The organism is Dyadobacter sp. BE31, assembly GCF_031457695.1.
Taxonomy (GTDB): Bacteria; Bacteroidota; Bacteroidia; order Cytophagales; family Spirosomataceae; genus Dyadobacter.
The window spans coordinates 1,639,774-1,655,398 of sequence record NZ_JAVDXA010000001.1; the positions used below are offsets into that span (position 1 = coordinate 1,639,774).

At 51.6% G+C, this 15,625-nt stretch carries 9 protein-coding genes; 8 read left to right on the plus strand and 1 reads right to left on the minus strand.

The features are described 5' to 3' along the window. The first annotated feature begins 35 nt into the window (after window positions 1-35). The 3 genes from J2Y43_RS06850 to J2Y43_RS06860 all read left to right on the plus strand — a co-directional run bounded on the left by J2Y43_RS06850 (window position 36) and on the right by J2Y43_RS06860 (window position 4,959). Complete coding sequence (locus tag J2Y43_RS06850) at window positions 36-1,247, plus strand: serine hydrolase domain-containing protein (protein ID WP_309980675.1); 1,212 nt, start codon at window positions 36-38, stop codon at window positions 1,245-1,247. A 62-nt stretch (window positions 1,248-1,309) separates the two neighbouring features. Next, a complete protein-coding gene (nuoL, locus tag J2Y43_RS06855) occupies window positions 1,310-3,262 on the plus strand; it encodes an NADH-quinone oxidoreductase subunit L (RefSeq protein ID WP_309980674.1) in 1,953 nt (650 codons plus the stop codon). 29 nt (window positions 3,263-3,291) lie between these two features. Continuing rightward, window positions 3,292-4,959 carry an NADH-quinone oxidoreductase subunit M gene (locus J2Y43_RS06860; protein WP_309980673.1) on the plus strand — a complete coding sequence of 556 codons (1,668 nt, stop codon included), beginning with the start codon at window positions 3,292-3,294 and terminating at the stop codon, window positions 4,957-4,959. A gap of 212 nt (window positions 4,960-5,171) precedes the next feature. On the opposite strand, the gene J2Y43_RS06865 is transcribed toward J2Y43_RS06860, so the two are convergent. Then, window positions 5,172-5,639: a hypothetical protein gene (locus J2Y43_RS06865; protein ID WP_309980672.1), complete on the minus strand. Its 468-nt coding sequence runs from the start codon at window positions 5,637-5,639 to the stop codon at window positions 5,172-5,174. Window positions 5,640-5,870: 231 nt separating this feature from the next. Between J2Y43_RS06865 and J2Y43_RS06870 the strand changes: the two genes are divergently transcribed. From J2Y43_RS06870 to J2Y43_RS06890, 5 genes are all read left to right on the plus strand, one after another. Beyond that, on the plus strand, window positions 5,871-6,986 hold the full coding sequence (locus J2Y43_RS06870) for a DUF5009 domain-containing protein (RefSeq protein WP_309980671.1): 1,116 nt from the start codon (window positions 5,871-5,873) through the stop codon (window positions 6,984-6,986). A gap of 178 nt (window positions 6,987-7,164) precedes the next feature. After that, window positions 7,165-7,875, plus strand: a complete 711-nt coding sequence (locus J2Y43_RS06875; protein WP_309980670.1) for an ATP-binding cassette domain-containing protein — start codon at window positions 7,165-7,167, stop codon at window positions 7,873-7,875. Window positions 7,876-8,049: 174 nt separating this feature from the next. Beyond that, a complete protein-coding gene (locus J2Y43_RS06880; RefSeq protein WP_309980669.1) occupies window positions 8,050-11,109 on the plus strand; it encodes a glycoside hydrolase family 3 N-terminal domain-containing protein in 3,060 nt (1,019 codons plus the stop codon). Between the two features lie 77 nt (window positions 11,110-11,186). Next, complete coding sequence (locus tag J2Y43_RS06885; protein ID WP_309980668.1) at window positions 11,187-15,098, plus strand: T9SS type A sorting domain-containing protein; 3,912 nt, start codon at window positions 11,187-11,189, stop codon at window positions 15,096-15,098. Between the two features lie 71 nt (window positions 15,099-15,169). Then, entirely contained in the window at window positions 15,170-15,622 is a 453-nt protein-coding gene (locus tag J2Y43_RS06890) for a nucleoside deaminase (protein WP_309980667.1), read from the plus strand. Window positions 15,623-15,625 lie beyond the last annotated feature (3 nt).

Genomic DNA, 15,625 nt, shown 5'->3' on the forward strand with positions numbered 1-15,625 from the left:
ATGGCAACGTTCCGATTATTAAAGGCCAAAAGCCTATGTTGAAAAAAGTGCAGCCGAAAGTGTGGTGGATGGCGATTGCCGTCCTGGTTATTTTGTTGATCTCCTGGGGATTAGTCAGAAAGAACAAAGCCGATTCCCCGGACGTGGCCGTGTCTGGCAAGTCTGTCAAAAACCTCGATCCCGTACCGGTATCGAATCCTGACGCCGAAACGGAGGAGAAAATCGCGAAGATCCAGGACATTTTCAGGCGCAAGCGGAACGCCGGCTTCAACGGCAATGTGCTCATTGTCCAAAAAGGCAAAATACTTTACCAAAACTCCTTCGGCTTCGCGCACATGAAGGCGAAAGACACACTTACAGCCGACTCGCGTTTTCAGCTGGCGTCGCTGTCCAAGCCATTTACGGCGGTTGCGGTGTTGAAGCTGATCCAGGAAGGCCGTGTGGCGCTCGACGATTCGGTGCAGCGCTTCTTCCCCGACTTCCCTTACCACGGCGTGAAGGTCGATATGCTGCTCAGCCACCGCAGCGGGTTACCCAATTACATCTATTCGTTCGACGACAGCGTCCGGCACGGCCGGAAATATCCGGATAACCTCGATATCATGGATTGGTATGCCAAAGTGGTCCCTACCCCGACGCCGTATAATCGCCCGGGCCGCTCGTTCAACTATTGCAATACCAATTACTGCGTCCTTGCCGCGATCGTCGAGAAGGTGACTGGTGATTCGTTCGGGAAATACCTGAACAGCCAGATTTTCACCCCGCTGGGCATGCAAAATACCTACCTCGTAACCGACACAACCATTGCCGCTACAAAAAACCGCACCGACGGCCACCAGTACGGGCGCAGGCTGGATAAGGATTACTACGATGATGTGGTGGGCGACAAGGGCCTTTACTCGACCACGCTGGACATTTACCGGTTCTACAATGGGCTCACCAAGGGGCTGATCCTCGAAAAGAAAATGCTCGATGAGGCATTCAAGCCCCGCAGCTTCGAGCGCGACGGTATCCGCAATTATGGTTATGGCTTCCGTATGCACATCAAGGAGGACCATACGCCCCGGTTTATTTACCACGGCGGATGGTGGAAAGGTTACAACACCATGCTATGGGTATGCCCGGAAGACGACGCAGTGATTATTGTCCTCGGCAATACGTATAACCGCTCCACGTACGACCTGCGCGAACTGCTGGAAGTTGTCCACGGTTCGGTGAAGATCGACAATATTGAGAAAGACATCTAGCATTGTTTGAATTCGGCCACGAATTCAGGATATTTGCCGAAATTAAACGCATTCCCGCACTTATGCCCGACACCGCATTCCACTTACCTGCTTATTTGCTGTTGGGCTTGCCGTTTTCGTGCTTTTTGTTGCTGTGGATTGGTGGAAAAAGTCTAAATAAATTCGCAGGCTGGATCGGGGTATTGGTTACCGCAGCGGGACTGTTGGTCAGCCTGATGTCCGCCGATCCGGGAGCCGACCATTACATTCGATTTCACTGGCTCACCATCGGCAGCCATTCTATTGATCTTTCCTTTCGCTTTGATTCGCTGTCGGCGATGATGCTCGTGATCGTGCATTTCGTGGCGTTGCTCGTGCAGCTGTTTTCGACTGCGTACATGCATGACGACCGGAATGTGAACCGCTATTTCGCATTCATTCAGCTCTTCCTTTTCTCTATGCTTGGCATTGTGCTGTCGGGCAGTTTGCTGGTTATGTATATTTTCTGGGAGTTGGTCGGGCTGTCGTCTTACCTGCTGATTGGTTTTTGGTATACTAAAAAAAGACCCGTTTGGGCGGCGCAAAAGGCATTTGTACTCAACCGCATCGGTGACGCCGCCTTCTTGACGGGTATATTAATGCTCTTCTACTATATCGGTTCTACGGACTTTGAAGTGCTTTCGCTTGAAATCGGAACTATTCCGCCTGGTATTCTGACCGCCATCGGCATTTGTCTTTTTGGTGGTTGTGTAGGAAAATCGGCCCAATTCCCGCTTTCGAGCTGGTTGCCCGATGCGATGGAGGGTCCTACCCCCGTTTCGGCATTGATCCACGCGGCAACGATGGTCGCCGCAGGTATTTTTCTATTGGCAAGAATATCCTTTCTGCTCACTGTTGATGCGCGGCTAGTTATCCTCATCATAGGTGCCATTACCATGGTTACCGGCGCTGTGAAAGCACTAAGAGGCTGGGATATCAAGAAAGTTCTCGCCTATTCGACGATGTCGCAATTGGGCCTGATGGTGATGGCTGTCGGTTTTGGAAGCTGGCAAACGGCCTTGTTCCATCTGGCGACACACGCTTTCTTCAAAGCAGGCTTGTTCCTTTCGGCCGGTTCGGTGATCCATGCGGTAACGCCGGGCAATGAAATGCCTGATTATGACCCGCAGGATATGCGGACCATGGGCGGTTTGCGCAAGGCATTGCCTATCACATTCATTTGCTACGTGATCTGTGCGGCGGCTTTGGCCGGGTTACCATTCTTTTCCGGCTTTCTTTCCAAAGATGCCATTATCACAGAAGGTTTCCTTTGGGCTTCGGAATTTGGCGCGTTGGGCTACGTATTTCCAATACTGGTCATTGCATCGGCCGGGTTAACGGCATTTTACATGACACGTCAGGTTTGGCTGGTATTCTTTGGAGAAAAACGATTCCCCGCGAGCGTGCACCCGCACGAGTCGCCGATAGCGATGTGGCTGCCTATGGCGCTGCTTTCGGCACTGTCGCTGTTTTTCTGGTTTTCGATCAATCCATTCAATGCCGAGGGCTGGTTCCTGCATTGGATCGGCAAGGAGCACGGGGAGCATTTGATTTGGGTACCGTTTGTAGCGAGTGCCGTTACATTCGTTTCGATTTTCATGGCTTACCGCGAATCCATCACTGCTAACCCATTTAAAGTGAATGATCCTATACCAGCCGGCGAGCCTGCACAGAGCCCGCTCAACTGGCTGCGCGGCTATTCCAACGAGCAATATTTCCTCATTCCCTTCGAGTTGATTGCGAAGTATCTCAAAGCCTTCGAAAAAAATATTGTCGACGCCCTCGTCGATCTGGTTGCCAAAGGCAGCCTGGTGTTCGGACACTTTATTGCCTGGATAGACAGGATGTTCGTCGACGGCGCCGTAAATCTGACCGTTTTCTCCATCCGCTCAGCAGGACAAGCCGCGCGGAATATGCAGAGCGGACGGATACAGTCGTACTACATCGTGACGATAATGGGCGTCTTTTTGTTGATATTGTGGCTGGTTGCGATGTAATGCAGCCCCGCCGGTTAAACTAATGCTTGATGATTGATCATATACTCACCTTCTTAATTGCCATACCATTACTGGGCGCCGCCGCCGTCGCATTCTGGCCGGTCAACAGCCAGCATAATTTCCGGCTTATCGCGCTGGTTGCATTGCTGTTGGAAGTAGTGGTTGTTGCGGTATCGTATTTGTCATTTAGTAGTCAGGATGCTGCGCTGCAACTTTCGGAAGTACGCGATTGGATCACGCTCCCGATCGGTTCATTAGGAGTTGTTTCCATTGATTATGCCCTGGCTGTGGACGGTATCAGCTTTCCGCTGGTGCTGCTGGCGGTGGTCGTATTACTGGTGGGTGTTATCAGTTCCTGGAATGTCAACCACAAATCGAGGGCGTATTTTAGCCTGTACCTGCTGCTCAGCGGGAGCGTCATGGGCTGTTTTCTCGCGCAGGACTTCTTCCTGTTTTACCTGTTCTTCGAATTCATGCTCTTGCCGATGTACTTCCTCATCGGCCTCTGGGGCGGCCCGCGGCGTGAATATGCTGCATTGAAATTCTTTATCTACACATTCCTCGGCTCATTGCTGATCCTGATCGTCATGATCGGCCTCTACCTTTCGGTGATCGATCCGGTCGAAACCGCACGTACAGTAGGTCTCATCGGACCCGAAGACGCGGTGCACCCCGACATGATCCCGCAGATCCAGCAATGGCTTTTTGATGGAAAGATCGCGCCGGAGCAACTTATTCACACGTTCCGTTTCTCCTACCTGGCCGATCCCGGCAATTATATTCCCGGCTCGATCCTGAATGCTGCATCGGAATTTTTCATTGCCGATATTCCGGTACGTTTGCTCGCATTCTGGTTCCTGTTTATCGGTTTCGCGGTGAAACTGCCCGTCGTGCCCGTGCATACGTGGCTCCCCGACGCGCACGTGGAAGCGCCTACGCCCATATCCGTCGTGCTAGCAGGTATCTTGCTGAAAATCGGGGGTTACGGATTCATCCGGATCGTCGACGGCTTCTTCCCCGCCGAAGCCCTGTACAGCGCCATCCCACTCGCCATTCTCGGTATGATCTCGATCGTTTACGGCGGTTTCAATGCATTGGGCCAAAGCGACCTGAAAAAAATGATCGCCTACTCTTCGGTTTCGCACATGGGCTTCGTGTTGCTCGGGATCGCTGCATTCACGCCCGAGGGCTTCAATGGAGCCATTTACCAAATGGTTAGCCACGGTATATTGTCGGCAATGCTGTTCTTGCTCACCGGCGTACTTTACGACCGCACCCACGACCGCCGCATCGACCATTACCGCGGCCTGATCACCGTGATGCCGCAATATACCGTCGTCACGGGTATTGCATTCTTCGCTTCGCTTGGCCTACCGGGCTTCTCGGGCTTCGTCGGAGAATTGTTCACGCTGATGGGTGCATTCCAGTCCGATGCGCTGCCTGTATGGATTCCCGCATTATCCACATTAGGTATCGTCCTCGCTGCCGGCTATTTCCTGTGGACCTATCAACGCATGTTTTTCAGCTCGTTCTGGTACAAAAACGCCACCACTCAAGTCCTTACCGACCTCACCCGCCGCGAAAAGTTCATGCTTGTACCGCTGGTGATCCTTACCATTCTGGTTGGCATTCTGCCGGGGCTGTTGTTCGATTTGTCCGGACCGACGGTTGAGGCTTGGTTGGAGGGGTTGAAGTGATGGGGTCAGGTGTGGTCAGAGATGGTCAAGAGTTGTCAGGGATGGTCAGGTGTGGTCAGAGATGGTCAAGAGTTGTCAGGAATGGTCAAGGGTGGTCAGGAATGATCGTTAAGTAACCGGCATTCCTAATATTTAAAGATTCAAATCCAAAAATATTATGATTATTCTGGATTTGAATCCCAAATTATTACGATTTGACGGTATCCTGAGTCCTATCTTCCAAACAACTGATCAAAACTAAACCGCCCCTTTTTCGATAGTGCTTCCAGCGTCTGCTGTTGCTCGGGTGTTAGTACTTCAATGATTTCAATGCGCTTTTCTTCGGCCAGGCGCCGGCGGTCACTGCGTTTGTTCTCGCCTCGACGTTTCATTTTTCTTTCCATTCGCGCGTAACGGCGGTCGATCTTTTTGAGCTGTTTCTGCTGACGCTTCGTGAGTTGAAGCTGGTCGGCGTACTTGTCCATGTTCTTTTCGAGGCGCCGGTTGTTGAGCTTACTGTTGGTGACAGCCTCATCGTCTTGGAAATCATCACTCCGCCTGACGTCGCTGCGGCGGTCGTCACCGCGGCGGTCGCCACCGCTGCGGTCGCCACCGCGGCGGCTTTGTGCGAATGAGTTGGAAGTTACAAGGCTGCCGAGCAGCAGACCGAAAGCGAAAATCAGCGTCAGGATTCTTTTCATGGGGTGATGATGGGTTAAAAATTCGAAGCTTATAACGGTAGTTGTGTATACCATCATATATCACTCCCATTTTTCATTATCCGCGAGACTTATAGACTTATTCAAATAAATATAGTTTTTGCCAGAAGCACGAATGGTATTTTTTGCAATCTTTACAGTAGTTGCTATTGGTTTTATTTCAAACTCCATTCTATTTTCCAAATTTTATTTCCCTACACCCTGTTTTGTCAGATGAAAGATAGTGCTCCTTCACAAAGGTTATTGTCCCTGGATACGTTGCGTGGTTTTGATATGTTCTGGATTTCGGGTGGCGAAGAGATTTTCCATGTGCTCGCCAAAGCGACCGGCTGGTCGTGGGCGATATTCCTGGCTCACCAGTTTACCCACCCCGAATGGAACGGTTTCCGGGCTTACGATCTTATTTTTCCCACATTCCTCTTCATGGCCGGTGTTTCGACGCCTTTCTCGCTCGGAAGCCGCCTCGAAAAAGGTGTACCGCCGTCGCAGCTGATCCGTAAGGTGATCCAGCGCGGCATTATCCTGGTGATTTTAGGGATCATTTATAACAACGGCCTTTTCGAAACGGAATGGTCGCAGATGCGCTACCCGAGCGTGCTCGCGCGCATCGGGCTCGCGGGCATGTTCGCGCAGATCATTTACCTCTATTTCGGCTACCGCGCACGCTGGATCTGGTTCGGCGGACTGCTGATCGGCTATTACCTGTTCATGATGTTCTATCCTGTGCCGGGCTGCGGTGCCGGCATGCTCACCATCGATTGCAACCCGGCGAGCTATATCGACAAAATGCTGATCCCCGGTCGCCTGCACCTCACCATTCACGATCCGGAAGGGCTCGTATCGACGATCCCCGCCATTGCAACCGGACTAATGGGCATCTTCGCCGGTGAGCTGCTGCGGACCAGCGGCGAAATCATTTCTCAGAAAAGCAAAGTTACCTACCTGGTTTTTGCAGGGGTCGTCAGCCTGCTGCTGTGCCTTGTTTGGGATTACTTTTTCCCGATTAACAAAAACCTGTGGACCAGTTCGTTCGTGCTTTGCGCAGGCGGGTTCAGCACGTTGCTGCTGGCGTTGTTCTACTGGATAGTGGATGTGCTCAATTACCGCAAATGGACGCTGTTTTTCGTGGTAATAGGCATGAATTCGATTGTGATATACATGGTCGGCCGGTTTATCGACTTCGGCTATACGGCCCGTGCATTGTTCGGCGGCCTGCTCAGCTATTTCCCGCATTCGGTGGAAATGGTGGGTGAAGTAATTGCATTTATCGCAGTACAATGGGCGTTTATGTATTTACTTTACAAAAATAAATTATTCCTGAAAGTCTGACGGAAGTCTTGAATGGTCAGGAATAGTCAGGTGTAGTCATGGGTGGTCAGGAATAGTCATTGGGTCAGGTCTAGTCAGGAGTGGTCAGGAATAGCCCATTATGCCAGGATAAAAGAAACAACACATGACCATACATGACAATTCCTGACTTCTTTATTCACTCATTCGAAATTAGTACATGATCGAAGTCACCAATCTGACGAAGGTATACGGAACGCAGCGCGCGGTCGACGGGATTTCATTTACCCTCAAAAAAGGCGAAATCGTAGGTTTTCTCGGTCCCAATGGAGCAGGGAAATCCACTACGATGAAGATCCTGACAGGTTACCTCAAACCTACCGAAGGTGTGGCCAAAGTTTCGGATTTCGATGTGATGCAGCAGCCAATGCCTGCGCGCAGGGCCATTGGCTACCTGCCCGAGCACAACCCGCTGTACCTGGATACGTACGTGACCGAATTCCTGCTTTTTTCGGGAAAACTGTACGGAATGGGCGGTGCTGCACTGAATACAAGGGTCGATGAAGTGATCGCGATGTGCGGGCTGGAACCGGAGCGCAGGAAGAAGATCGGACAACTCTCAAAAGGTTACCGGCAACGGGTGGGATTAGCGCAATCATTTTTGCACAATCCGGATGTGCTGATCCTCGACGAGCCGACAACCGGCCTCGATCCCAACCAGATCCAGGAAATCCGCGAGGTGATCCGCACGGCCGGCAAGGACAAAACAGTGCTGTTCTCCACGCACATCATGCAGGAAGTGGAAGCATTGTGCGACCGGGTAATCATCATTAACAAAGGAAAAGTAGTAAGCGACAGCTCGTTGCAGGCACTGCGCGAAACGGGCGGTTCATTGGAAGATATTTTCAAAAAGCTCACGCAGCAAGTTTGATGTACCGACAGTAATTACCAAGACGATATTCGGCCAGGCAAATATTAGAATTGCATTAAAACGATATTTTGCAGGACTCAAAGCGCCGGAAAATTGTTATTATTGTAACTTTTGATAATCAGTTGTTGAAGTTGTAAAACCTAACATTCCCTCGTTAAGTCAGTGTTTTCAGGTATGAAAAATTGGTGGTTCGGCCGGTTTCGTGTTGCAGTGATCGTAGTGGCGCTGGTAGTGCTCACCTCCATGGCTTCTGTGGCGTGGAAAATGATGACGGTCAAAACAGTGGCCGTCAAACCTGTACCTGCTGCCGTTCCGGAAGCAAAGCACAAAGCCCCTAAAAAACACCGCGACCCGGTCATTGTTCTCCCTGAAAACCAATGGGTGGACAGCACCCTTCAATCCCTGAGCATCGAGCAGAAAATCGGCCAGCTTTTCATGGTGGCTACTTTCTCGAACCGCGACGAATCCCATTACAAATACATTGATAAGCTGATCAACGATTACCAGATCGGCGGCCTGATATTCTTTCAGGGCGGCCCGGTGGGACAAGCCCAACTTACCAACCGTTACCAATCGCATTCGAATATCCCGCTTTTCATCGGTATAGACGGTGAATGGGGCCTTGGTATGCGTCTCGACAGCACGATTTCCTTCCCGAAACAAATGGTACTCGGCTCGATCCAAAACGATCAGCTGATTTACCGCATGGGCGATGATATCGCGCGCCAATGCAAACGTCTCGGCATTCAGATCAACTTCGCGCCGGTTTCGGATGTGAACAGCAATGCGGCCAATCCGGTGATTGGTATACGTTCGTTCGGCGAGGACAAGGAGAATGTTGCCCGGAAGTCGATCGCATATATGAAGGGCTTGCAGCACAACCGCATTATCGCCACCGCCAAGCATTTCCCCGGCCACGGTGACACCGATGCGGATTCGCATTTCACATTACCGGTGCTGACGCATTCATTGGAGCAACTCAATAACACGGATCTTTATCCTTACCGCGAGATGATCGCGGATAGCCTTATGGGCGTTCTGAATGCCCATTTGTACATTCCCGCATTGGATAACACGCCTAATCAGGCCAGCTCGCTTTCGGACAAGGTCGTAAATGGCCTGCTGCGCAAAGACCTTGGTTTCCGCGGACTGGTATTTACCGATGCCATGAATATGCGTGGTGTGCTCAAAAACGGCAAACCTGCCGATGTGAACCTCAAAGCACTGGTAGCAGGCAACGACGTGTTGCTTTACCCAGAGAGCATTGCCGAGACGGTGGCGCGCATTAAGGACGCCATTAACTCGAAACAAATCAGCGAGAAGATCATCGACGATAAGGTCAAACGTATTTTGCAGGCGAAATACTGGGCCGGATTGAGCAAGTACCAGCCTATTGACATCAACAACCTCTATTCCGACCTGAATAGCGAGAAGAGCAAGGAGCTGTACCGCGAGTTGTGCGAAGCAGCAGTGACCGTCGTGAAAAACGACAATAACCTGCTCCCGATCGGCTCGGTAATAGACAACAATATGGCGTCCGTCAGCATTGGAGAAGGCAGCAGCACGGCATTCCAGAAAATGCTTTCGATCTATAAACCCATGCGAAACTACTCGTTTTACGACGGGCCGTCGACGCAGGAGCAGATCACCGAAATGCTGGGTTACCTGGAACCTTACAATACGATTATCGTCGACATTCACGGCATCAGCTCTAAGCCGGGCCGGAATTACGGCGTGACCACGGGTATGGTTGATTTTGTAAACCAGCTCAAACAGCAGAATAAAAAAGTGATTCTTTGTCTGTTCGGAACGCCTTACGCGATTCAGTACTTTCCAACGACCGATGTGCTGATCTGCGCTAACCAGGACGGAAAGGATCAACAGGAGATCGTACCGCAGATTATTTTCGGCGCATTGAGCTCGAAAGGCCGCCTACCGGTGTCGGTACTGGATTACAAGACAGGCACCGGCGTGAACACTACTTCCATTAACCGCATTGCATTCGGCACACCGGAGAGCGTAGGCATGGATGGTATTTCCCTTAAAAAAATCGATGAAATCGCCACCGCGGCAGTGAATGACCATGTTTTTCCCGGCTGTGAGGTACTCGTGGCCCGACAGGGCAAGATCATTTATGAAAAACAATTCGGCGGGCTGAGCTATCGCACCAACGACCGCGTTACGCCTGAGACGATCTACGACCTGGCTTCGCTCACGAAGGTTTCGGCTACATTGCAGGCTGTAATGCTGCTTTATGACCGGAAGCAGATCAGCCTGGACGAAAAAGCATCCAAATACCTGCCGGAACTGGCGGGTACTTCCAAACAGAACTTCACCGTTCGTGACCTGCTGCTGCACCGCTCAGGCCTGATCTCGTTCTACCCATCGCTTTGGGACAGGACCAAAACCAGCGCCGGGGGACTTTTGCCCGAATATTACAGTTCGAAGCAGGATACTGCTTACTATTTGCAAGTGGCGCCGAAGCTGTTTGCCAAAGGCGCATTGCGCGATTCTGTCTGGAAATGGGTAGTAGAATCGCCCATGAACAACCGTCGCGACCGGGCCGGCAATTATGGCTATTTGTACAGCGACCTCGGCTTTTTGACGCTGCAAAAAATCGTAGAAAGAGTTACCGGGCAGCCGCTGGATATTTTTGTGGCCGCCAATATTTACGAGCCGCTGGGATTGCCTTACCTGGGCTTCAACCCGCTGCGCCGTTTTCCTGAAAAACAAATTGCACCTACCGAACAGGATTACCGCTTCCGCGGACAGCTTCTGCAAGGAACGGTGCACGATCAGATGGCCGCAATTGTAGGCGGTGTTTCGGGCCATGCCGGCCTTTTCGGTACCGCCCGCGAGCTCGCCGTTTTACTTCAAATGAATCTCTGGAAGGGCAATTACGCCGGAAAACGCTATTACGAGCAGGCAACTGTACCATTCTTCTCGCGGATGTATGACGAGTCGCACCACCGCGGACTGGGCTGGGACAAGGCACCGGCGGACGGCAACAGTTCCTACGTGTCGCCGCAAGCTTCTGTTAACTCGTTCGGCCATACCGGCTTCACGGGCACCATGGTGTGGGTGGATCCGGAGGAAGACCTCGTGTTTGTGTTCCTATCCAACCGGGTGAACCCTGATGCGGAAAATACGGCTATTACAACCCAGCGTACACGGCGGAAAATCCAGGATGTAGTGTACAGTTCGTTGATTCAACGGAAAAGCCAGCTTCCTTAAATCACCTTCAGCGTATTTGAAAAATATCTCTAACTTTACCAGTCAAAAGGTTAGCGGAAAGATATTTAGACAGATACATGAAAAGAACATTTATTAAAGAGAGTTTCCTTACCATTTTCGCCACGCTATTCTGCCTGGCAGCTTCATTCGGACAAACTACGATTACCACGGGGGCCGTAACGCCAACCTCCGTTTGTGCAGGGAGCGATGTCAGCGTTGCATTTACTTTCACCGGTACCCCCGCAGCCAATACAGACTTTATCGCACAATTATCGGATGCGGCGGGAGCATTTGGCTTAACTCCCACAGAAATCGGCTCGGCAAAAACTTCGCCCATCACCGCAACAATACCAGGCGGAACAACTGCCGGTGCGGCTTATAAAATCAGGGTTATTTCGAGGATTGCGTTGGTGCTACAAGTTACAGGATCACCGAGTGATGCATTGACTGTGAATGCTGTGCCGGCTGCACCGACTGTGGTTACACCGGTAAATTATACGAAGGGTGCCACCGCCACCGCATTGTCTGCAACCCCAAACACTGGTTTACTTTGGTATAACGATGCTACCGGCGGAACCGGTTCGGCAACTGCCCCAACACCAATAACTACAACTCCGGGAACAACGAGCTATTGGGTATCTCAGAAGCCTGGCGCTTGTGAAAGCCCGCGCGCCAAAATTGACGTGGTAGTAACCTGTCCGCCCGTTGCGAAACCGACAGTAGTGAGCCCTGTAAATTATGTGACAAACCAGACTGCAACTCCATTGCAGGCAACGGTTGTTTCGGGGGCGACAAGAAACTGGTATGGAACTAGTGCCACGGGAGGTACTGCCTCTCCCGCCGCCCCGACACCGTCCACAAATGCGGTTGGAACCACTTCTTATTACGTAAGCCAAACTGTTGATGGCTGCGAAAGTGAGCGTGCCAAAATCGACGTTGTAGTTACCGCATGTCCCCCACCAGCGAAACCAACGGTAGTAACACCCGTTAACTATGTGGTTAATACAACTGCTACCCCATTACAGGCAACATTCCTGAGTGGAGCAACACACAACTGGTACGGGCCCAATGCAACCGGCGGAACAGCATCCCCCGATGCTACCGTACCTGAAACAGATGCGGTTGGAACCACCTCGTATTATGTAAGCCAGACTGTAAGCGGATGCGAAAGCGAACGCGCTAAAATTGATGTCGTAGTTACCGCATGTACGCCTTCGGCGAAGCCAGGTGTTGCCGACGTAGAGTTCTGTCTCAATGGCCCGACTACGCCGTTAACTGCAACCGGCACAAACTTGAAATGGTATAACAGCGACGGAACGGCTCTTGCGTCAGCACCGAAGCCCTCCAGTGCCTCAGCAGGTGTTACAAGTTATTTTGTTACTCAAAGAGTTCCTCCCGGCTGCGAAAGCGCGAAGGCGGAAATTAAAGTAACTATTCGTGAAACACCTGCTCCAACCGCTACATCGCCGGTTGAATACTGTTTGAATGAAACCGCCACACCTCTGACTGCCACCGGTTCCGGCCTGAAATGGTATATGTCATCCAGCGGCGGTACCGGAACAACCACCGCTCCGACACCTATCACCACTGCCGTAGGAACAACACGATACTATGTTTCGCAGACAGTAAATGGATGCGAAAGCGTACAAAGAAAGGAAGTGGCCGTTGTCGTGAAGAACTTTTCGACTGCCCCTACCGTAACCGCAAGCGTAAACCTTTGCCAGAACTCCTCGCCAGCTGCTCTGACGGCGAACGGTACCGGCCTCAAATGGTATACCACCTCAAGCGGCGGCACTGCATTGGATGGTGCCCCCGTACCGGTTACTACGGCTGTCGGAACGACAAACTATTATGTGAGCCAGACCTCCGCAGGACTATGTGAAGGCCCACGTGCAAAAATTGAAGTAGTAATTAAAGATACCCCAGCGGCACCTGCCGTTACTCCATTGGATTATTGCGTTGGTGCGAAGCCTCTTCCGTTGACTCCTTCGGGCGCCGTTTATAAATGGTACAACGGGCCAACCGGCGGTACCGGAACAACCACAGCTCCGACTCCGACCGCGACAACTGCCGGGACGACTTCCTATTATGTTACCCAGTCCAACACCTACGGAACCCTTACCTGCGAGAGCCCGCGTGCAAAGCTGGATGTGACTGTCAATGCTACTCCCGCAGCATTAGCCCCGTTTTCGGAAGCACTCTGCCAGGAGCGCTCGGACAAAAACTACACTTTCCCGACACAGGCATCCGCAGGTAACACTTTGAAATGGTATACGGCCGCCACCGGTGGAAATGCCAACACAACTGCACCTACGATTAACCTGAAAGAAGCGAAAGAAACAATTTATTATGTAACTCAGTCGAGCGCCAAAGGTTGTGAAAGCACCACTCGTGTTTCACAAAAAATCCTCGTGAAGCCTCTTCCAGGCCTGCCAGGCATCTCCCAGTCTCTGATCGAATATTGCCAGTTTATCGCTGCAAAGCCGCTTGAAGCTACGCCATCTGCTAATGCAACTTTGGACTGGTACGGCACCAACGCTTCCGGCGGTTCTGCGAGCCCCAATGCGCCAACCCCGTCAACTGCCGAGGGTGGAACTACTTCCTACTATGTGGGACAAACACTGGCAGGTTGCGCTGGCGATCGTGCGAAGATTGACGTTAAGGTAAACACGACTCCAAAACCTGCAACCAAAACATACCTCGAATACTGCCAGAATGAAGTGGCACCGGTACTGGATGCAACCGGAACGATCCTCAAATGGTACCGTGGAGCAAATGATACCGACTTCCAGGGAGTTCCATTTACACCGTTTACAGAGAAGGTTCAGGATTACTCTTTCTACGTGACCCAAACCGGCTCTAATGGCTGCGAAAGCCCGAAAGAAGAGATTAAGATCCATATCAAATCGCTGCCTTCGGCGACAATTTCGGGTAACCCGACCATCGACCTTGGACAAACAGCGACGATCAATATCAAATTTACCGGCGACGGACCGTGGATTTACATCTTGTCGAGCGGCTTGACCGACACGACCGATCAGGCCGACCACCAGGTGCAGGTTAAGCCAAGCACCACCACGAGCTACCTTCTCACCGAAGTTTCCAATGCTTGTGGTAAGGGGACTATCAACGGTCTGGCGGTTGTTACCGTAAAAGTACCGACCATCAATTCGGGAAGTCCGTCCGTGTCGGAAATCTGCGCGAGCAAAGCATTTACGGTGCCATTCCAGCAGTCGGGTGATTTCCCTGCCGGCAATACCTTTAAATTGCAGGTAGCGAAAGAAAATGTCGATGCCAAGTTCTATACGATTGCGTCGACAGCCACAGCGAACTCCGTTTCGGCTACATTCCCGGACACTACCAAAGGAGGGACCTATTTTGTGAGGGTTATCAGCTCGGGTACTAATCCCGATTTCACCGTAAAAGGAAGCGTGAGCTCCATCACGATCAATGTAAGCCCGCTGCCGGTGGCTACTTTGACAGGAACACAAACCATTCTTGTAGGTGAGTCCGCCAACCTGAAAGCCGACATCACCGGAAAAGCGCCATGGACAATCACATTGAACAACGGAACAAAAGACACGCTGATCACCGCAAATGCAACGCCATTCAATTTCAAACTGGCGCCGAAAACGACGACAACCTACGCGATCACCAAAGTGACCAACGGCTGCGGCGTCGGTACGGGTGTGGGTACAGCGAGAGTACAGGTTGACCCCATCCTGGGCGTGGAGCCGCCTGCTCCGGCAGATTGGGCGAAGGTATACCCGACGGTGATCAACGGCAAATGCACCGTGGAAGTAACCGGCACCATTTCGCCCAAACAAGCGAAAATCGAAGTAGTAGACCTCAACGGTCGCCCGCGCTCGACACAGGTTATCAAACAACAAAAAACAGAGGTGGACTTCGCTAACTATCCTTCCGGACTTTACCTGCTGCGCATTCAGAATGGAAATCTGAGCACCGTTCAGCGTGTAATGAAGCCCTGATCATTGATTTAATAAAATACCACGGGACATTTGTTGCAATGCAATGGATGTCCCGTTTTCTTTACCGGCATATGGACATACAGGCAGACATTACCGATCACTACTTTATGGAAGAAGCCCTCGCGCTCGCCCATAAGGCATACGAAGAAGGCGAGATCCCCGTGGGCGCAATTGTCGTCGCCAAGGACAGGATTATAGGAAGGGGATATAACCAGACCGAGCGGCTCAACGACGTAACCGCCCACGCCGAAATGATTGCCATCACCGCCGCCGCCGACCACCTGGGCTCCAAATACCTCACCGATTGCACGCTGTACGTGACGCTGGAACCTTGCGTGATGTGCGCGGGCGCGCTCTACTGGACGCAGGTAAAGCGGGTGGTTGTGGGCGCGACGGACGAGAAGCGGGGATTTTCGAGGATCGGGCAACCGTTGCTACACCCGAAAACCAAGCTTGTAACCGGCATAATGGCGATAGAATCCCAGCAGTTACTACTCAAATTTTTCAGGGAGTTAAGAACATAAAGC

Excerpts from the sequence above, each read along its gene's own strand:
- J2Y43_RS06850 (WP_309980675.1), top strand. The coding sequence starts at position 36 with ATGTTGAAAAAAGTGCAGCCGAAAGTGTGGTGGATGGCGATTGCCGTC.
- nuoL (WP_309980674.1), top strand. The coding sequence starts at position 1,310 with ATGCCCGACACCGCATTCCACTTACCTGCTTATTTGCTGTTGGGCTTG.
- J2Y43_RS06860 (WP_309980673.1), top strand. The coding sequence starts at position 3,292 with ATGATTGATCATATACTCACCTTCTTAATTGCCATACCATTACTGGGC.
- J2Y43_RS06865 (WP_309980672.1), bottom strand. The coding sequence starts at position 5,639 with ATGAAAAGAATCCTGACGCTGATTTTCGCTTTCGGTCTGCTGCTCGGC.
- J2Y43_RS06870 (WP_309980671.1), top strand. The coding sequence starts at position 5,871 with ATGAAAGATAGTGCTCCTTCACAAAGGTTATTGTCCCTGGATACGTTG.
- J2Y43_RS06875 (WP_309980670.1), top strand. The coding sequence starts at position 7,165 with ATGATCGAAGTCACCAATCTGACGAAGGTATACGGAACGCAGCGCGCG.
- J2Y43_RS06880 (WP_309980669.1), top strand. The coding sequence starts at position 8,050 with ATGAAAAATTGGTGGTTCGGCCGGTTTCGTGTTGCAGTGATCGTAGTG.
- J2Y43_RS06885 (WP_309980668.1), top strand. The coding sequence starts at position 11,187 with ATGAAAAGAACATTTATTAAAGAGAGTTTCCTTACCATTTTCGCCACG.
- J2Y43_RS06890 (WP_309980667.1), top strand. The coding sequence starts at position 15,170 with ATGGACATACAGGCAGACATTACCGATCACTACTTTATGGAAGAAGCC.